At 66.3% G+C, this 18,672-nt stretch carries 12 protein-coding genes; 8 read left to right on the top strand and 4 right to left on the bottom strand.

Features of this window, described 5'->3' with window-relative positions; genetic code table 11:
• Window positions 1-77: 77 nt before the first annotated feature.
• Window positions 78-1,385, bottom strand: a complete 1,308-nt coding sequence (locus N826_RS30910; RefSeq protein WP_244619723.1) for a nucleotide sugar dehydrogenase — start codon at window positions 1,383-1,385, stop codon at window positions 78-80.
• 520 nt (window positions 1,386-1,905) lie between these two features.
• On the opposite strand from N826_RS30910, the gene N826_RS30915 reads away from it, so the two are divergent.
• The 8 genes from N826_RS30915 (at window position 1,906) to N826_RS30950 (ending at window position 14,129) form a co-directional block, all read left to right on the top strand.
• Window positions 1,906-3,153, top strand: a complete 1,248-nt coding sequence (locus N826_RS30915) for a glycosyltransferase family 4 protein (protein ID WP_044435385.1) — start codon at window positions 1,906-1,908, stop codon at window positions 3,151-3,153.
• A gap of 11 nt (window positions 3,154-3,164) precedes the next feature.
• The gene (locus N826_RS30920) at window positions 3,165-4,412 is read left to right on the top strand and encodes a glycosyltransferase (protein WP_052832332.1); all 1,248 of its coding nucleotides are present in this window, start codon (window positions 3,165-3,167) and stop codon (window positions 4,410-4,412) included.
• Between the two features lie 292 nt (window positions 4,413-4,704).
• Complete coding sequence (locus N826_RS30925; protein WP_044435387.1) at window positions 4,705-5,520, top strand: ABC transporter permease; 816 nt, start codon at window positions 4,705-4,707, stop codon at window positions 5,518-5,520.
• Window positions 5,520-6,803, top strand: a complete 1,284-nt coding sequence (locus tag N826_RS30930) for an ABC transporter ATP-binding protein (RefSeq protein ID WP_052832334.1) — start codon at window positions 5,520-5,522, stop codon at window positions 6,801-6,803. The genes N826_RS30925 and N826_RS30930 overlap by 1 nt, the downstream gene beginning before the upstream one ends.
• Before the next feature lie 97 nt (window positions 6,804-6,900).
• The gene (locus tag N826_RS40690) at window positions 6,901-8,493 is read left to right on the top strand and encodes an FkbM family methyltransferase (RefSeq protein WP_052832336.1); all 1,593 of its coding nucleotides are present in this window, start codon (window positions 6,901-6,903) and stop codon (window positions 8,491-8,493) included.
• A gap of 14 nt (window positions 8,494-8,507) precedes the next feature.
• Window positions 8,508-11,771, top strand: a complete 3,264-nt coding sequence (locus tag N826_RS40695) for a glycosyltransferase family 4 protein (RefSeq protein ID WP_052832338.1) — start codon at window positions 8,508-8,510, stop codon at window positions 11,769-11,771.
• 364 nt (window positions 11,772-12,135) lie between these two features.
• The gene (gene gmd, locus N826_RS30945) at window positions 12,136-13,116 is read left to right on the top strand and encodes a GDP-mannose 4,6-dehydratase (RefSeq protein WP_044435388.1); all 981 of its coding nucleotides are present in this window, start codon (window positions 12,136-12,138) and stop codon (window positions 13,114-13,116) included.
• Window positions 13,117-13,124: 8 nt separating this feature from the next.
• Complete coding sequence (locus tag N826_RS30950) at window positions 13,125-14,129, top strand: GDP-mannose 4,6-dehydratase (RefSeq protein ID WP_244619722.1); 1,005 nt, start codon at window positions 13,125-13,127, stop codon at window positions 14,127-14,129.
• Between the two features lie 48 nt (window positions 14,130-14,177).
• Here the strand turns inward: N826_RS30950 and N826_RS30955 are convergent, their stop codons facing one another.
• Genes N826_RS30955 through N826_RS30965 form a run of 3 tightly spaced genes read right to left on the bottom strand, consistent with a single transcriptional unit; the run spans window position 14,178 to window position 18,606 of the window.
• The gene (locus N826_RS30955; protein ID WP_044435390.1) at window positions 14,178-15,473 is read right to left on the bottom strand and encodes a hypothetical protein; all 1,296 of its coding nucleotides are present in this window, start codon (window positions 15,471-15,473) and stop codon (window positions 14,178-14,180) included.
• A gap of 48 nt (window positions 15,474-15,521) precedes the next feature.
• Window positions 15,522-16,478, bottom strand: coding sequence for an alpha/beta fold hydrolase (locus tag N826_RS30960; protein ID WP_052832340.1), 957 nt, complete (start codon window positions 16,476-16,478; stop codon window positions 15,522-15,524).
• Complete coding sequence (locus N826_RS30965) at window positions 16,459-18,606, bottom strand: hypothetical protein (RefSeq protein WP_147041111.1); 2,148 nt, start codon at window positions 18,604-18,606, stop codon at window positions 16,459-16,461. Before N826_RS30965 ends, N826_RS30960 begins: the two co-directional genes overlap by 20 nt.
• Window positions 18,607-18,672: the final 66 nt, after the last annotated feature.

Genomic DNA, 18,672 nt, shown 5'->3' on the forward strand with positions numbered 1-18,672 from the left:
CCTGAACTTCCCTCAGAAGCTGTGCACACAAAAGAACGAAGAACCCAATGTCTTCTGCCCGACACTGCACGCCGTGCCTACAGGACCCAGCGCGGGTAGCCTTCCGGCAGCGTCAGGCCGCGCCACATGCCCTTGATGTCGGCCACCAGCCCTCCGGGCCGGATCAGGCGGGTCAGGGCCGGGGCGGACAGGGTCCGGTAGGCGTCGTGGGGCACCGCGCCGACGATGCAGTCGTAGGGATCGGCATTCTCCAGCCCTGGCCGCAGGGTGAGGCCGTAGAGTTCGGCGGCCTCGGCCGGATCGGCCAGTGGGTCGTGTACGTCGACGCGGTAGCCGTGGTCGCGCAGGCGGTTGACCAGCGACGCGACCTTGGAGTTCCGCAGGTCGGGCACGTTCTCCTTGAAGGTCAGGCCCAGGACCAGGATGCGGCTGGATACCGCCGGCGCTTCGGCCGCGGCGATGCGCTCGGCGATCTGGTCGGCAATGTATCCGGGCATCGTCTCATTGATCCGCCGGCCGGCCAGAATGACTTCCGGGCGGTGGCCGATGCTGGTCGCCAGATGCGCCAGATAGAACGGATCGACCCCGATGCAGTGGCCGCCGACCATGCCCGGACGGAAGTTCAGGAAGTTCCACTTGGTCGACGACGCTTCCAGGACATCGTGGATCGAGATGCCGAGGCGGCCGAAGATCATCGAGACTTCGTTGATGAAGGCGATGTTGATGTCGCGCTGGGCGTTCTCGATCACCTTGGCGGCCTCGGCCACCTTGATGCCGGCGGCGCGGTAGACGCCGGCGCTGGTGACCGCGCCGTAGATCTCCGCCAGCCTGTCCGTAACCTCCGCCGTCTGGCCGGCGACCACTTTCACGATCCGCGAGATGGTATGCTCGCGGTCGCCGGGGTTGATGCGTTCCGGCGAGTATCCCAGGAAGAAGTCGCGGCCGCAGACCAGCCCGGAGGCTTCTTCCAGCGCCGGGCCGCAGATGTCGTCGGTGACGCCGGGATAGACCGTGCTCTCGAACACGACGACCGGCTTCGGGTCCGCTTCGGACTTGCCGCTGTCGCGCAGCGCGGCGCCGACGGTGCGGCACGCCGCCAGCACCGCACCCAGGTCGGGCTGGTTCCGGGCGTCCACGGGCGTCGGGACTGTAACGATGTAGAACTGGCGCCCCGGCAGCAGGGCCGGGTCGGAGGTCAGGGCCAGCGGACCGCCGCGCAGGTCTTCCGGTCCGACTTCCCGCGTGCGGTCATGGCCGTCCCGCAGTTCGGCGATCCGGCGGGCGTCGATGTCGAAGCCGGTCGTGGGGAAGTGGCGGGCGAGTTCGACCGCCAGGGGCAGGCCGACATAGCCTAAGCCGATCACCGCAATTTTCGTTGTCCGCACCGATGAACCTGCCTTCAGCTTCGGAACCCGCAACGCCCCGACGGCGTTTTGGAATATGTCGGGGTGCGGTGCTGTTCCTGAAAGGGACGCTGTCGCCGGCACGCCTTTCGGCGGACATTCCGGTTTCACGCGTATCGAGCATAAAGGAACGCTCACTACGCCGAAAGCTTCAGGAGTGCAAAAACAGGGCTTCTGTTCCGTACCTTCGAGACGAGGATAGACCTCGATGGAGGTAAGGAGACGATCGGCGCGATGAGAAGAGGCCGATCGCATGCAAGGCTCCGCCGGGTTAATACAAAAGGTATATTGCCTTTGCTCTTAGCCTGATGGTGCAGGGTGTTTCTGGAGTCTAAGCCCCTTTGATAATTGACGAGATCAGGGGAGGTCATTAGCTATGAGAGTGATGCCTCCTGTTCGGCTGATTCGTTCATGCGGTAAGTCTGACACGAACGCGGTGGTATCCATCAGGTCCCCCGTCCGTGGCCAGCCCTGAAATCGACGACAGAGAGGGCCTTATTGAGTGGTCGGCACTGACAAGCGAAAGACACCCGAGGGCCGGAAGCAGAACCTGCTGATCTGGTATTGGGGAAGGCGGGGCGGAGGAGCCCATTACTGCTTGGAAGTCGCACGGGAACTCTCCAGACGCGAAGAGTTCAACGTCCACTTGTCGATTTCGCGCAACTGCGATCTGTATGCCGAACTCAAGGCCCTGAACCTTCCCGGTCTGGATATCGACACCTATTGCGACGTCGGCTCCGCCGTCATGGCGTTGTCCAGGCTCCGCCAAGTCCGCCGCGCCTTCGAAGCCTATCTGGAAGAGCACGACATCGACCTTGTGCTCTGCACAATGCAGCACTTGTGGAACCCGTTCATGCTGCCGGCGATCCGCCGGGCGGGCGCGCGCTATGTCGTCACGATACATGACGCCACGCTGCATCCGGGCGAGCGGTTCCTGCCTTACCAGTGGTGGCTGGACTGGGAAATTCAGCAGGCAAGCGGATACGTCGTGCTGAGCGATCACGTCGGCCGGGTCCTGCGAGCACGCCATCAGGCGTCGATGGACCGCATAACGGTGGCTCCCTGCGGCCCGTTCAGCCAGTTCACCGATACGACGACCAGGCGCGGCTGCATCGGAACGGCCGATCGCCCATTACCCCGCCGTCTGCTGTTCTTCGGCCGGATCGTCGCGTACAAGGGGCTGGACCTGCTGCTGAACGCCTATGGGCAGCTCAAGCGGACGCATCCGGATCTGAGTCTTGCCATCTATGGCGACGGCGACCTGACGCCGTATCGCGCCGCGATCGACGCGCTGGCCGACGTCACGGTGGAAAACCGCTATATCCCGGAGGACGAACTTCCCGGCATCCTGGAGCGGAGCGACCTGATCGTGTTGCCCTACCGCGAGGCGAGCCAGTCCGGCGTGATGCTGCTGGCCGAGGCGGCGGGCGTGCCCGTCGTCGGGACGCCGACCGGCGCGCTGGTCGAGCAGATCGTTCCGGGTATCAACGGGCTCATAGCCGATTCCGTGGACGACAAGGCGCTGGCCTACGCCATCGGCAGGTTCCTCGACGATCCCGGACTTTATCACCGCTGCGTCCTGGGCATCTCCAAGCATGCCGAGGACCGCTGGTCCGAGGCCGGCGACCGGATATCCAGGCTGCTGCTGGACGCTGGCACCTCGGCCCCCTCGGCGCCGAGCTATGCGGCAGTGCCGCAGGCCGCTGGTGAGGCGCGGGCCCGCCTGCCGCAGCGGCGCACCGCCCGCTAGCGGACAGACACATGCCGCTTTCGCCCAAGGACACCGCAAGGGACACGGCCCGGGCCGTCTGGCGCCGCATTCCGACGGGGCTGCGCCGCTCCCTGCTGTTCGGAACGACCCGGATGGCGGCACCCGCCGCCCGCATGCCGGGTCCGGCGCCGGCGGAGCCGATCGTCATCGTCGGGCCGGTTTCCAGCGCCACGGGCCTGGGCGAGGGTGCCCGGCTGGCGATCCGGGCGTTGCGGAGCCAGGGTCTCGATGTTCGCGGCTTCGACGTCAGCCAGGTCATGCTCGGGGGCGACCCAGCGGAGCCGGTCGACAAGGGGCTTCCGGTGCAGGCCGGTCCGGGAACGGTGATCCTGCACGTCAACGCGCCGCTGGCTCCGCTGGCCCTGCTGATGCTCGGCCGGGCGGCGCTGAAGGGAAAGCGGATCATCGGCTATTTCGCGTGGGAATTGCCGGACCTGCCGGACGACTGGATCGCGGCGCTGGACCACGTCCACGAGATCTGGGTGCCCAGCCGCTTCACCGCCGAAGCCTTCCGCCGCCACACCGACCGGCCCGTCCATGTGGTTGCCCATCCGGTTCCGGTAAGCGGCGGGCAGGCGGTCGAGCGGGCGCCGCGCCGGGCGGACCGGCCCTTCACCGTGCTGACGCCGTTCAACATGGCATCCGGCTTCACGCGGAAGAACCCGCTGGCGGCGGTGCGTGCGTTCAAGCTGGCGTTCGGCGAGGGCGGGGACGACGCGCGGCTCATCCTGAAGACGCACCATGTTTCAGCCTATTCCGCCGGATACGCCGAGCTGGCCGCCCTGATCGACGGCGACCCGCGCATCAGCGTGCTCGACCGGACGATGGACCGAACCGAACTGGACCGGCTGGTATCCTCCAGCGATGCGGTGATGCTGCTGCACCGGTCGGAAGGGTTCGGGCTGCCGCTGGCCGAAGCGATGGGCCGGGGGGTGCCGGTGGTCGCGACCAACTGGTCGGGCAACACCGATTTCATGAATTTCGACAACTCGTGCCCGGTTTCATACTGCCTGGTGCCCGCGCGCGATCCGCAGGGCAGCTATGACCATGCCGACCAGCTTTGGGCCGAACCGTCGGCGGAAAACGCCGCCGTGCATCTGCGGCGGCTGCGCGACGACCCGGACCATGCGGCCGAACTGGGCCGTGCCGCGAGCCTGACGATACGGGAGCGCTGCTCGCCCAAGGCCTTCGCCGAGCGCTCGGGGGCTTTGCTGATGGCCGACGCCGCCCTGTGCTGACCGCGGGGTCGAGAGACGGCAAGACGGCGTGACCGGATAAGCGCCTGATGGATGCGGAGGCGCCGCATCTGGTGCGCCGCACCTGAGCGCCCTTGACAATGAGATGCTGTTCCGCTCCTATTCGCGCCGCCTTTATATAGTAAATATTGGATAAAAAGTTGTTAATCGCCCGTGTTTTTCAGGAAGACGGTGGATTGGCGGTTGAATTGCCGGTGTGTTTGTCGGCTGGAACGGGAGTCGGGATGCGGCTGTCTCTTCGCGTCAAGGAAATGACTACAATGCAGCATCTATCATGAGCGCCGTGTTTGCGAAAGTTCCATTTGCGGCTCCTTTGTGGCAATATCGCGCCTTCATCTGGAGCGCCGCGACGCGGGAGATGCGCCTTCAGTCGATGAACTCGGTTCTCGGCTGGCTCTGGCCTGTGCTGAACGCCGTCGCTCTGATCCTGCTCTACATGACGCTGTTCGTGGAAGTCCTGAAGAGCAGGCTGCCGGGTTCCGACGACAGCATGTCGTACGCGATCTACTTGTGCATCGGCATCATCAACTGGACCTACTTCTCCAGCACGATCCTGCGGTCGCTGAACATCTTCGGCGAGAACGCGATGCTGCTGAAGAAGGCGGGGTTCCCCAAGATCACGCTGCCGGTCGTGGTCGTAATCTCGCAGGGCGTCCAGTTCGTCATCATGATGGCCGTCTTCGCGGCGCTGCTGATCGTGACGGGCCGCATTCCGGGCTGGGCGCTGCTCGGCATGATCCCGCTGCTGATCATCCAGCAGACCATCGCGATCTCGCTCGGCATCCTGCTCGGCACGCTCAACGTCTTCTTCCGGGACGTCGGCCAAGCGGTCGGCATCATCCTGACCTTCTGGTTCTGGCTGACCCCGATCGTCTATCCGATGTCGATCCTGTCGCCCGCCGTCGCGTCCTTCGTGACGACCTGGAACCCGCTTACCCGGATCATCGTCGGATACCACGACATCACGCTCAACAACACCATGCCCGACATGACCGATTTCATCGGACATATCGTGCTGGCCGCCGTGCTGAGCGGGCTTGCCTATTTCTGCTTCAAGCGCCTGTACAGCGCGGTTCAGGACTATCTTTGATGCCCCTGATCAGCATCCGGAACATCACCAAGAAATACCATACCTTCGACAGCGACTGGCATCGCTTCCTGGAGGCGATCACCAACGGCAGGATCAGGCGCCGGCACGAGCACTGGATCCTGAAGGGGATCTCGCTGGATGCCGAACCGGGCGAGTCGATCGGCATCATCGGCTACAACGGCGCCGGCAAGAGCACGCTGCTGAAGATCGTGCTGGGCGTCTCGACCCCGGATACCGGCACCGTCTCGATCAACGGCCGGGTCGCGGGATTGCTGGAACTGGGCGTGGGATTCCATCCGGAGTTCACCGGGCGCGAGAACGCGGTGATCAGCTGCCAGCTCCTGGGGCTGGCGCCGGAGGAAATCCCGCCGCTGGTCGAGGAGATCAAGGAGTTCTCCGAGCTGGGCGAGTATTTCGACGAGCCGATGCGGACGTATTCGACCGGCATGGCGATGCGCCTCGCCTTCAGTTCGTCCACCGTCGTCCGGCCCGAGATCCTGGTGGTGGACGAGGCGCTGGCGGTCGGCGACGCCTATTTCCAGCACAAGTCGATGGCCCGCATCCGCCGCTTCCGGGAAGCCGGGACGACCCTGTTCCTGGTTTCCCACGATCCGACCGCGATCAAGAACCTGTGCGACCGCGCCATTATCCTTGAGGATGGGGTGATGATCCGCGACGGCCGGCCCGACGAGGTGCTGGACTACTATCAGGCGATGGTCAACCGCCGGAAGAAGGACGAGGAAATCCGCCAGTTCAAGGGCGACGGCGTCGTCACCACCCGGAGCGGCGATGCCCGGATGGAAATCTCCGCCATCCAGGTGCTCGATATGGACGGCAGGCCGGGCCGCGTCTTCAAGACGGGCGAAATGGCGCGCATCCGGCAGACCATCACCTGCAACGACCCCGATGTCCGGCCCAATGTCGGCATCATGATCCGCGACCGGCTGGGCAACCACATCTACGGGACCAATACCCATCTGAAGAAGGTGGCGATAAACGACCGCTTCGAGAAAGGCGCCCAGTTCCACGTCGATTTCGACGTGGAACTCCGGCTGGGTGGCGGGTCCTACAACGTCTCGGTCGCCGTCGTGGACGACGCCCTGCACAGCAGCCACCTGGACTGGATCGATCAGGCGGTCGTGTTCCAGGTGATGCCCGACGGCGTGCCCGACTTCGCGGGCCTGACGCCGCTGCCGGCGCGTCTTTCATATGGCCTCGGACCGGGGACCGTCCAGGACCCGGAACAGGAGCGCGCCGGGATGACGATTTCGAGCGACGCCTGAAGCGCCCTCGTATCGGGCGCCGCCCCGGTCCATCCAGATACCGAGTCCTCCAGATGCCGAGCCATCTAGCACCGAGTCACCCAGGCACCGAGTCGCGATGACCTTCATATCCTACGCCCAGAACTACGAAGACATCATGCTGTACCGCGCGCTGCGCGATGTCGAAGAGGGCTTCTACGTCGATGTCGGGGCCAATAGCCCGGACGAGCATTCGGTTACGAAGGCTTTCTACGAGCGGGGGTGGCGCGGCATCAATATCGAGCCGGTCATGGAGTTCCACCAGCAACTGCTGGCGGCCCGGCCGAACGATATCAACCTGCCGGTCGCGATTTCGGACAAGACGGGCTTCATCGATTTTCACGACGTCAAGGGGACGGGGCTTTCCACGATCAGCCCCAAGATCGCCGAGAACCACCGCGCCTCGGGCTACGAGGTCGTCAAGCGCCGGGTCGCCGTCGAGACGCTGGACGAGGTGTTCAGGAAATATGTCACCGGCGACGTCCATTTCCTGAAGATCGACGTCGAGGGCCTGGAAGACGCCGTCCTGCGCGGAGTCTCGCTGACGGATGTCCGGCCCTGGATCGTCGTGGTGGAGGCGACTGCCGTCCTGAGCGAGGTTCAGACCCACGAGACATGGGACCACCTGCTGACGGACCGCGACTATTCCTTCGTCTATTTCGACGGGCTCAACCGCTTCTACGTCGCGAAGGAGCATCCGGAGCTGATGCCCTCCTTCCGCAGCGCTCCCAACGTGTTCGACGACTGGATGCGGGTCGGCGACCGGCAGGCGCATGACCGGGCGAACATCCTCACCGCCAAGCTGGCGGAGGAGCAGGAGGCCCACAGGGTCGATCTGGAGGCCCGCAAGGCCGAGCTTGACGCCGTCAGGGCGGAAGTCGAGGCCTGGAAGGCTAAGGCGCACGCCCTGGAAATCAGCGAGGAGGAGCAGCGCCGCCGTCAAGAGGACCTGCAGGCGCGGCTGTCCGAACTGAAGGTCCAGCTGGCCGGCTTCGAAGGGCAGACGACCGAGCTGATGAGGGTGATGGAGGAGGCCGCCGACCTGCGGACGGCGATATCCGTCCTGCGCGACGAGTTCCGCGCATGGGCGGGATTCAAGGAGAAGTCGGCCGAGCGGGAGGCGTGGTTCGCCGAGCGCGAAGCGCAACTGGGGGCACAGGTCGCTGCGGCCGTCGGCGAAGCAACGGCGCTGCGCCACCGGATCGGGGAGCTGGAATATGCGGCCTCGGTGGCGAAGCTCAACCTGGACTCCATGTTCGCCAGCACGTCCTGGCGTCTCACGGCGCCGGTCCGGGCGGTCAAGACGGCCGTCAAGTCGAGCGCCCGGGTCCTGGGTGGCGGCATTGGGGGTAGCGGTCTTGGAGGTAGCGGCCCCGGGGGAGTGGCCAAGCAGCCCGAGGAGTCTCTGATCCGCCGCGCCGCCCACTGGTCGGCAAGGCAACCCATGCTGAAGCGCGCCGCTGTCGCCGTCCTGGTCAGGAGCCCGGCGCTGGAACGCAGGGTGCGCGCCATCGTGGCGCCGCCTCCGGGCGTCCCGCCGACGGCGGTCGCCCATATTCCGCAGCCCCGGCAGATCGAGAACACCGGCCCCGCAATCACGTCGCGGAACCCGACGCCGGCCGAAGCCATCGTCGAAACCGCATTTCAGCGCGCCCTGGCGCGCGCGCGCTGACCGGGAGACCCTTCATGCGTATCGTCCTGGACATGCAGTCCCGCCAGTCGCCGAGCCGCGTTCGCGGCATCGGGCGCTATTCCCTGGCCCTTGCCCGCAACTTGGCGAAGCTTGCGACCGGTCACGAAGTCATCGTCGCCGTCAACGGGTCGCTTGCCGAAACGGTCGATTCCGTCCGCGCCGATTTCGACGGGCTGGTGCCTGCCGAGCGGATCGTCACGTGGTCGCAGCCGGGCAATGTCGGTTTCGTCACCGGCGACAGCCGCTGGCGCGCCCGTGCCGCCGAGCGCCTGCGCGAGCGGTTCCTGGAGTCGCTGCGGCCCGACATCGTGCATGTGACCAGCCTGTTCGAGGGGCTGGGCGACGATATCAGCACGTCCATCGGCGAGGTTTCCACCGACATCGCGACGGCGGTCACGCTGTACGACCTGATCCCGATGGTCCGGCGGGACGTCTATCTCGCCAACCCCGCCGTCGCCGACTGGTACGAGCGCAAGCTGGCATCGCTGCGGCGAGCCGACCTGTGGCTGGCGATCTCCGACCACACGAGGCGGGAGGGGATCGAACTGCTGGGACTGCCGGAGGACCGGGTGCGGTCGATCTCCTCGGCGGTCGATCCGATGTTCCGCCCAGTCAAGCCGGTGGACGAGGCGGCGCTGCGGCGGCGCTACGGCCTGGACAAGCCGTTCATCCTGTATACCGCGACGATCGAGCCCCATAAGAACGTCGACGGGCTGTTCGCCGCCTTCGCCAAGCTTCCGGCGGATCTGCGCCGCGGCCATAAGCTCGCCATCGTCTGCCGGATCGACGATCACAACCTGGCGCGCCTCCGGGCGGCGGCCGGACGCGCCGGTCTTCGCGCCGACGACTACGTGATCACCGGCTACGTCCCGGACGAAGACCTGCTGGAACTCTACGCGATCTGCCGGCTCTTCGTCTTTCCGTCGCTGCATGAAGGGTTCGGACTGCCGGCGCTGGAGGCGATGGCCTGCGGCGCCCCGGTGATCGCGTCCAATTCCACCAGCCTGCCGGAAGTGATCGGCCGCGACGACGCGCTGTTCGATCCAGGGTCGCCGGACGCGATATCCCGCGCCATGGCGCGGGTACTCGGGGACGAGGGGTTGCGGGACGACCTCGGCAGGCACGGGCTTGCCCGCGCCAAGCTGTTCAGCTGGGAGAACACCGCCCGCAAGACGCTGGACGCCTTCGAGGAGCTGCACGACCGGCGGCTGGCCGAAGGAAGCCGGAGCGTGCCGGTCTCATGGCAGAGGCGTCCCCGGCTGGCCTTCGTGGGACCGCTGAAGCCGGCTGTCGGCCGCTTCTCCGACCACGCGTCCGCCGTTCTGCCGGAACTGGCCCGGTACTACGACATCGAATGCATCGTGCGGCAGGACACCGTGGAGGACGGGTTCGCCCGGTCCAACCTGCCGATCCGGCCGGCGGAGTGGTTCGCGGACAACGGCGCGCATTACGACCGCGTGGTCTATCAGCTGGGAGACGACGCCGACCTGTTCTCCTGGGTGCCCGACCTGCTGCGGCGCTGGCCCGGCACGGTCGCCCTGCACGACAGTCGCCTCGGCGCCGCACTCTCGCGCCTGCCGGCAACGGACGACCGGCCGGAGCCCTGGACTGCGGAGTTGTACCGGTCCCACGGCTGGACCGCCGTGGTGGAACGGCTGCGCGCGAAGGACTCCGGCGAGATCGTGTCGAAGTATCCGTGCGACGGTTCGATCGCGGAATTCGCCACCGGCGTCATTCCTCTTTATGGGCGCGAGGATCAGGCCCCGTCCCGCATCGCCGAGCTGTACCGCGACGCCCTGGAAGATCATGCCGCGAACTCCCGTCTAGCGCGGCTGGACCGGCTGACCGACGATATCCTGGCGGTCGCGACGACGGATCGGCCCGCACCGGCGGATTGGGAACAGGTGCTGGCCTGCGCGGCCGAAAACCTGCCTGCGGCGACCGAAACCCGCCAGTTCCTGATCGACGTGTCGGAACTCGTGCAGCGCGATGCCGGGACCGGCATCCAGCGGGTGACCAAGAACATCGCGATCAAGCTGCTGGAGAAACCGCCGGCCGGGTTCCGGGTCGAGCCGGTGTACGACGACGGCACAGGCGTCTTCCGGTATGCCCGTGCCCTGACGGCGAAGCTGATCGGGTATTCCGGGCCGGCTTTCCAGGACGACCTGATCGACACGCGGCCGGGCGACGTGCTGCTGGGCCTGGACCTGGTGGCGCACCAGATCGAGGGGCGGCGCGAGGTCAATCGCCGGCTGCGGAACCGGGGCGTGCGCGTCTTCTACGTCGTCTACGACCTGCTTCCGGTCCTGCGGCCGGAGTGGTTCCCGCCGTTCCCGCTGTTCCGCACCTGGCTTCAGGCGATCGCGTCAGAGGCCGACGGTCTTATCTGCATATCGCGCTCGGTGGCGCAGCAGTTCCTGTCCTATGTACGGCAACTGGAAGTCAGCCGGTTCACGCCGCTGCGCGTCGGGCACTTCCATCTCGGCGGCGACATCGATACCGGGGCCGGCGAGGCGTCGGACGAGGTGAAGGCCCTGCTGAAGCGGCCTACCCGCAAGTTCCTGGTTGTCGGCACGGTCGAGCCCCGCAAGGGCCATGCCCAGTGCCTTGCCGCCTTCGAGGAGCTTTGGGCCGCCGGCAAGGACATCGACCTCGTCCTGGTCGGCAAGCAGGGCTGGATGGTCGACGAGCTGGCCGAGCGGATGCGCAACCACGCGGAGGCGGGCAAGCGGCTCCACTGGCTCGGCAAGGCATCGGACGCCGATCTCAACGCCCTCTACGAGAACTGCACGGCGTTGCTCGCCATGTCGCAGGACGAAGGCTTCGGGCTGCCGCTGATCGAAGCCGCCAAGCATGGGCTGCCGATCCTGGCGCGCGACATCCTCGTGTTCCGCGAGATCGCCGGGGAGCACGCGGCCTATTTCTCAGGCTCGGGCGGAAGCGACTTCGCTTCGGCGCTGTCGGCCTGGATCGACCGTCACGAGCGGGGCGAGGTCGCGGATTCGGGCGCCATGCCGTGGCTTACCTGGGCCGGTTCCGCCGAGCGGCTGGTCGACGTCGTGCTGCATGGAAGCTGGGATGCCACCTGGGTTCCGGGGCAGGCCGAGGAGGAGCGCGCCGAGACCGAGATGGCGGAGGAACAGGCCGGCGACGGGAAAATCGCCGAGGCCGGAATCGCCGGCGCCTTCACCGCCGACGTCGAGGCTTCGGATCCGGAGGAGACGCTTGAGCCGCCGCGATTGTCGAGGCAGGCCTGATGGTACTTTCTCGCACAGCCGGACGTATGATGCGTCCGGTGGCCGAAGCGATATTTTTATTGTCGCACTCGCCTTTTTCGAGCATCCGAAATCGGCTATCGTCGGCAAGTCGCAAACCGATAGTGTCCGTCGGCTTCGCAGCCAATGAACACGGCTGGTCGCCGCACCCGATGCGGTTTCGGCCGGGTTCTTTTTGGCCGGCCTGCCTGATCCCGGTGCCTTGATATTGTTCGGACGGTATGACATTGACCCATGAACAGGAATACGATACGCGGCGCTGGAAAATGATCTTGCTGATTCTCGGCGATATGGATTGTTTAAACGCCTCCCATGGACAGTGCCTTTGTGAGCAAGGGGAAGAGTAATGAAGCGCGCTTTGGTTACTGGTGTGACCGGACAGGACGGAGCCTATCTTTCTGAACTTCTGCTCAAGCAAGGGTATGAAGTGTACGGCATGCTGCGGCGGAGCAGTTCGGCCGATGTGGTCGATGCGCGCCTGCGGTGGCTTGGGATCGAGAAACAGATCAAGTTCGTCGACGGTAACCTGACCGACCTTTCCGGTCTCATCAGGACACTGAAGGAAGTAAAGCCGGACGAGGTATACAACCTTGCCGCGCAGTCCTTCGTCAAGTCGTCCTGGCAGCAGCCGCTCCTGACCGGAACGGTGACCGGACTCGGCGCCGCCAACATCCTGGAGGCCGTCCGGCTGGAATGCCCGACCGCCCGTTTCTACCAGGCATCCTCGTCCGAGATGTACGGCTTGATCCAGGAGCCGGTGCAGAGCGAGAAGACGCCGTTCTACCCGCGCTCGCCCTATGCCGCTGCCAAGCTCTACGCTCACTGGATGACGGTCAACTACCGCGAGAGCTTCGGTCTTCATGCCAGCAGCGGCATCCTGTTCAACCATGAATCGCCGCTGCGGGGCATCGAGTTCGTCACCCGCAAGGTGACCGACGGCGTCGCCCGTATCAAGCTGGGGCTTGAGAAGGAACTGCGTCTCGGCAACATCGACGCCAAGCGCGACTGGGGCCATTCCAAGGACTACGTCCGCGCGATGTGGCTGATGCTTCAGCAGGAAGTGCCGGACGACTACGTCATCGCGACGGGCCGCACGACGACCGTGCGCGACATGTGCCGGATCGCCTTCGAGTATGTCGGCCTGAACCCGGACGACCATATCGTGATCTGCCCGGACCTGTTCCGCCCGGCCGAAGTCGACGTCCTCCTGGGGGATGCCACCAAGGCGAAGGAAAAGTTCGGCTGGGTGGCGGAGATCAGCCTGGAATCCATGATCCAGGAAATGGTCGACGTCGATCTTCAGCGTGTCCGCCGAAACATGCAGTAGGAATGGTCGTGGCCCTGAAGGACATGCCCCTGAAAGTGCTGGTGACGGGGGCCGGCGGCTTCGTCGGCCATCACCTGATCGCCGCCTTGGACAAGGTACTGGCTCCGGGAAGCGAGATCGTCGCCGGCTATTCCAAGGCGACGGCAAGCGCCCCGGTGCAAGGCGAAGGCGTCGCTACCCGCATCGGCGTCCGCGCCGTCGGGCTGGACGTGACCGACGATGTCCAGGTGAGCGGCGTCCTCAGGGCCGAGCGGCCGACTCATGTCGTGCATCTTGCCGCGATCGCCGCCGTTACGGCGGCGACCCGCGATCCGCGCATGACCTGGAACGTCAACCTGAACGGCACTCTCAACATCGCCCTCTCGGTGCGGGCGGAGTGTCCGGAATGCCGGATCGTCTTCAGCGGCAGTTCCGAGATCTACGGCGCCAGCTTCAAGGCCGGCCTGCCGCTCGACGAGTCGTCGGAACTCCAGCCGGTCAACCCCTATGCCAGCAGCAAGGCCGCGGCCGACCTGATGCTGGGGCAGATGGCCCGGCAAGGACTGAAGGCCATAAGGCTGCGGCCGTTCAACCACACGGGTCCGGGACAGAGCGAGGACTTCGCGATACCGTCCTTCGCGGCGCAGATCGCCCGGATCGAGCGGGGGCTGAGCGAGCCGGCGATTCGGGTAGGGTCGCTGGACGCCATGCGCGATTTCCTGGATGTCCACGACGTCGTCGATGCCTATGTCGCCGCGGTGCTGCGGGCCGACGACCTGCCCGTGGGATGCGTGATGAACCTGGCGTCGGGCCAACCCCGCCGGATCGGCGACATGCTCGACAGCCTGCTGGCGATGTCGGATACGCGGATCGAGGTGACGCCGGACCCGGCGCGCTTCCGGCCCAGCGATACTCCCCTGGTGGTCGGTGACAGCAGCCGGGCGCATGCCTTGCTCGGCTGGCAGCCGCGGCGGGATATCGAAGATACTCTCCGCTCCGTTCTCGACTACTGGCGCACCCGCGTCGTCGCCTGAAGGTGCGTGACCGCCTGGAAGCGGTCGCGCACCTGCGAGTCCATGATATCAGCGGGTGACGGTACCGGCGGTCGCGAGCTGCCGGATCACGGCGGCCAGCTGGTCGCGTGCGGTGACCGCCATCGCCTTTCCGGTGCTGTCGCTTTCATGGATGAACGTCGTGAAGATGCGCGCCTTGTTGATGTAGTAGAGGTGCCGGAACTCGGTCGTGCGATCCGGCGTCGCGCAGGCGGCTTCACCGGTCCGCAGAGTGATCTCGCGCAGGTTTTCGACCGGCCCCAGGGACGAGCTGAACTTGCCGGAGCAGCTGTTTCTCAGCACATCCACATAGGAATCAGTCAGTTCCACGAGGCTGCGGTTGTCGATGATGCTGATCTCCCGGATGCCGCCGAACACCGGCCCGTATTTCCAGGCGAATGTCGCCGGGCGCTGATCCGGGGCGACCCGCTCCATCGACACCGGCACGATGCCGGCCATGCCGGCCGCCGACAGCAGGCTGACGAGCGCGTCCGGCAGTGCCGGCCCGATGATGGGATTGACAGCCGGTGCGGCTGACGGTGCCGGCACCGGCGCGGGTGTCGCGGCCGATTCGGCGGGTAGCGGGGCGGCCGTGCGCGGCAGCGCCGCGAGCTGCATCGGGGCCAGCGAGGGATCTGGCAGGATTTCGATCTCCGCCGCCGGCGGAACCGGGTCGGCTGCCGGTTCCGGAGTCGCCGACATCATCGGCGCCGGAGTCGGGGCAGGCGTTTGGGCAGGCGTTGGAGCAGAAGCTGGGGCAGGCGTCGCGAGAGGCAGGATCGGCGGTGCGGCGGCTGGCTGGACCTTAGCTACCGAGCCGCCGTCGCTGTCGACGCAGGTAGTGAGGTCGGCCAGCGCCCTGCCGCTTCCGCGCAGATTGACCGTTATCTTCAGTTCCGGATTGTCGACCGCGAGCGTGCTGCCCCGCCGCAGCGACTCGAAGAAGCCCTGGTCCTTGCCCATCGTGATCGCCATGGCCGACGGGCGGGTGACCAAGCCCGAGCTCTGCCGCGTCTCCTTGCCGTCGATCGTCAATCTGGTCGGCAGGACCGATTTCGTCTTGAGCTTGTCGGATGCGAGTCCGACGAGGACGATGACTTCACCGGCCTTGTTCCGGGCGATCAGCAGGGCATGTCCATTGTCGAACCGCGTTCCGGCGGCGCAGTAGTCGAAACCGCCGCTATCCTTATTAACCGCCGTGATCGACCAGTCCTCGGTCGGATTGGCCGGCTTCGATACCGCTGGTCTGGACGCCACCTTATCGGCGGCGGCCACCGGCGCGGCGGCGATGCCGAACGCAACGCTCAGGCCGGCTGTCCAAATCATCCAGTGCTTCATAACATTGCTTTCTAAGGTGCCATCGGTTTGGAGGGATCAACGCGCAGGGACGGGTGCTGCCGCAGGGCCGTCCGCGCCTGGGCATGCCGGGATCCGATCCAGCAGGGCCGGCCAGTTTTCGAGCCACCCCGAGTCGTGGGAAGCGCCGGCGATCGTGACGATGCGGATGCAGCCGCCGGGCGGAGACCGCCTGGCGAAGGAATCGGCGATCAGCCGCGGCACGATCCTGTCGTTCGCCCCGACGAGATGAAGCTGGGGAACGGCAGCCAGACGTGCAGCCGAATCGATCGGGTCGAGAGATCCCAGGAGCGGAGAGACCCGGTGATGTGATGTCCAGACGCCATGCGCGACGTTGCCGGCGACCGTGACGACCGCCGCGACGTCGGAACGGCGCGCGGCCAGCAGAACGGCGAGACCGCCGCCGCCGGAGTAGCCGATCAGCGTGAGCCGCCGCCGGGTAGAGGGGGGAAGAGTGCGGTCGATCGCTTCGTCCAGCGAGGCGACCACCGATTCGGCGAACCGCTGGGAGGTCCAGAACGGAACGCCGCACGAGTCGCGGGTACCGGTCGGGCGGAACTGGCAGGGACGCGCCAGATACAGGACGCTAGGGGCCCTGTCCGCTGCCGCCAGACGCAGGGCGACCGGGTTCAGCGGCGTCGGGTCGCTGGAAGGATCGGTGGTGGTTTCCCACGCGTAGCCGTCACCTTCTATATAGACGTCCACATCGTAGGCGCTCGAAGCCTCCCCCGGCGGAGCGAAGCGCGACCATGTCGTCAGGGCGAATCCCCGGCTGCGCAGGGTGCCCCTGGACAATCCGCCCCGGCTTGCGATCTCTCCCGCCGAGGAACTGCGCTCCGCCGGAGTCGCGGTGCATCCCGCAAGATGGAGCAGGACCAGCATGCCGAGCATGGCGGCGGCAAGGACGCGCACCATGGGACCGGTCCGTCCAGGCGGATCGATCCGCCGGGGTGGATCAATCGCGACGAAGGTCATGGAGCATCTTCCGGACATCGGGGGCCAGGGGAATCAGCCGCTCGATGCCGGCGTCCACCGCCCGCAACATGCGGGCCTGACCCAGGTTGCCCCATTCGGCCGTGGGCGCCATCGCGATGCCGGTGAACCACAGCGCTACCGGGTCGTTGGGGTTGCGGAGCAGCAGTTCGTTGCCGAAATTGATCGCGACGGCGGTGTTCTGCGACTGAACGAGCGTGCCGAGGAAGGGAGCCGCGAGGTCGGTCCGCTCCGGCATCTCCTGCCGCAGCATCATGACCTTCTGGCTCCAGGTGGGGATCTCCCACTCGCGCAGCCGGTCGAACTGAGGGTCGCCCATTTCCGTCGCCAGCTCGTCGCGCATGATCACCGTCAGCGACTTCAGCCGGATACTGGAGGGAAGCTCCGCGACATGCCGGTCGACGGCCCGCATCAGGGCTTCGAACCAGTAGACTTCGCTCGCGGTGAACGCGGCGCCGGTCCTGCCCTTGGCCGCCAGACGGTTGGTCAGGTCCAGCGTCAGCCACCAGAGATGCATGCCGCCCTGCCCATGGTCGGACAGCAGCCAGGGCGGCAGCGACCGGTCGACGGCACCGCCGGTCCGCATGTTCGCGAGGACGCGCTGGGCATCGAGGGCCAGCCGCACGGTCATCACGGATGCGGTCACCAGCACCAGCCCGGCAAGCGCCGCCACTCCCGCATGGAGGAAGCGCTTGTAGTGGTTCGCGGGCGAGTGCCCGTCGCGGCTCCGGGATGTGCGGGGCAGGCCGCCGGCGGTCGCCGCCAGTGCCGCCGCCTGGAAGGGAACCGCTTCCGGCAGGGTGAACCAGGCCGCGAGCAGGCCCGCCACGACGACCCAGACGGCGCACAGGACCACGTGGGACCGGCGGCGGGCGCACAGGATAGCGGTGACCGGAAGCGCCAGCAGCAGCAGGCCGCCCGGCAAGCCGGTCGAGATCGTCGCTTCCAGGTACGAGTTATGGGTGTGGAAGGCCCCGCCGCCCATGATGTCCAGGCTGGGTTGCCATGTCTCGCTGTCCACGCGGATGTCGCGGACATGTTCGAGGAACCGGTAGAGGATATCGTTGTACGAGCCCCATCCCGATCCGTGCAGCAGCAGCCATGGGTCGGCGCGCAGCGCCTCCAGCGCCACGCGAATCATTTCCCACCGCGAAAGGGGCGATTCGAGGCTGTACGATTTACCGAGCCAGTACATCCCGGCAGGGACGGCGAAGATGATGGCGGATGCCGCGGCTACCGTCGCCGCTCGCCAGATCTTCCCTGTTCCGGTCAGCCAGGAAAGCGCGGTCAAGCCGGGAATGACCAGCGCGAAGATGCCGATCGCCGTCTTGTTGGAGGACGTCACGACGATGGCGCCGCCCAGCAGCAGTGCCGCCGCAACCCGCAATCCCTCGGGGCTTGCGCACAGGCGCCGGGCCGGCGGCAGGGGGGCGAGCAGCCGAGCGACCGCCGGCGGCCAGCGAAGCGAGGTGTCGCTTGTCACGATGGCGATCAGGAACAGGCCGAGGATCGCCGCGAATTCGGGCCAGTACACCGGACGCCAGGGAGAGCCGATCGGCTCGCTGATGTTCAGTCCCATGAGGATCGCGCCGGAAACCGCGGCCGACACGACGATCGCCCGGCGGACTAGGCGCTTCTGCCAGACCGCCAGCGTCAATGCCGTCAAGGCGGTAAGCGCCACCTGCCACAGCACTCCTTCCCCCGTTTGGGGCGGACCGATCAGCGAGCGCGCCGGAAGCGGCACCGCCAGCGAGGCGATGGCGGACCAGAGTGCGAGAGCGCCGGTAACCAGCGTCAGCGGGTGCGTCAGGGCACCTGACACGGGATAGCCGAGCATCGTCATGGCGGCGAGACATATGGTCGCGGCTCCGCCGCAGGCGAACAGGGCGGCGATCACCGGTTCCGACTGGTACCAGATGCCGAATGCCAAGGGTTGCAGCGCCGGAACGAATATGAAGAAGGACAGGCAGATGATCGTGCCGCCGAACGCGGCCAGGATGCCTTCGGTCCTGTCGCCGGAACGTGTCGCCACAAGTCTCCCACGTAGCGCCTCGTCATCCTCCGCCGGTTCGGCCGCTGGTGTATCGATGGCTTGCAGCTTACTGGACAACCGGCAACCCTCTTGATGCGGAAGTACCGTCGGCAGTCCGGAAAGCCTGTGTCTTCCGGAGCTTCC

The sequence above is a fragment of the Skermanella aerolata KACC 11604 genome (genome assembly GCF_000936425.1).
GTDB lineage: Bacteria > Pseudomonadota > Alphaproteobacteria > Azospirillales > Azospirillaceae > Skermanella > Skermanella aerolata.

What these genes read in the sequence shown, in the direction of transcription:
- N826_RS30925 (WP_044435387.1), top strand. Translation starts at nt 4,705, where the DNA reads ATGAGCGCCGTGTTTGCGAAAGTTCCATTTGCGGCTCCTTTGTGGCAA.
- N826_RS30955 (WP_044435390.1), bottom strand. Translation starts at nt 15,473, where the DNA reads ATGATTTGGACAGCCGGCCTGAGCGTTGCGTTCGGCATCGCCGCCGCG.
- gmd (WP_044435388.1), top strand. Translation starts at nt 12,136, where the DNA reads ATGAAGCGCGCTTTGGTTACTGGTGTGACCGGACAGGACGGAGCCTAT.
- N826_RS40690 (WP_052832336.1), top strand. Translation starts at nt 6,901, where the DNA reads ATGACCTTCATATCCTACGCCCAGAACTACGAAGACATCATGCTGTAC.
- N826_RS30960 (WP_052832340.1), bottom strand. Translation starts at nt 16,478, where the DNA reads ATGACCTTCGTCGCGATTGATCCACCCCGGCGGATCGATCCGCCTGGA.
- N826_RS30930 (WP_052832334.1), top strand. Translation starts at nt 5,520, where the DNA reads ATGCCCCTGATCAGCATCCGGAACATCACCAAGAAATACCATACCTTC.
- N826_RS40695 (WP_052832338.1), top strand. Translation starts at nt 8,508, where the DNA reads ATGCGTATCGTCCTGGACATGCAGTCCCGCCAGTCGCCGAGCCGCGTT.
- N826_RS30920 (WP_052832332.1), top strand. Translation starts at nt 3,165, where the DNA reads ATGCCGCTTTCGCCCAAGGACACCGCAAGGGACACGGCCCGGGCCGTC.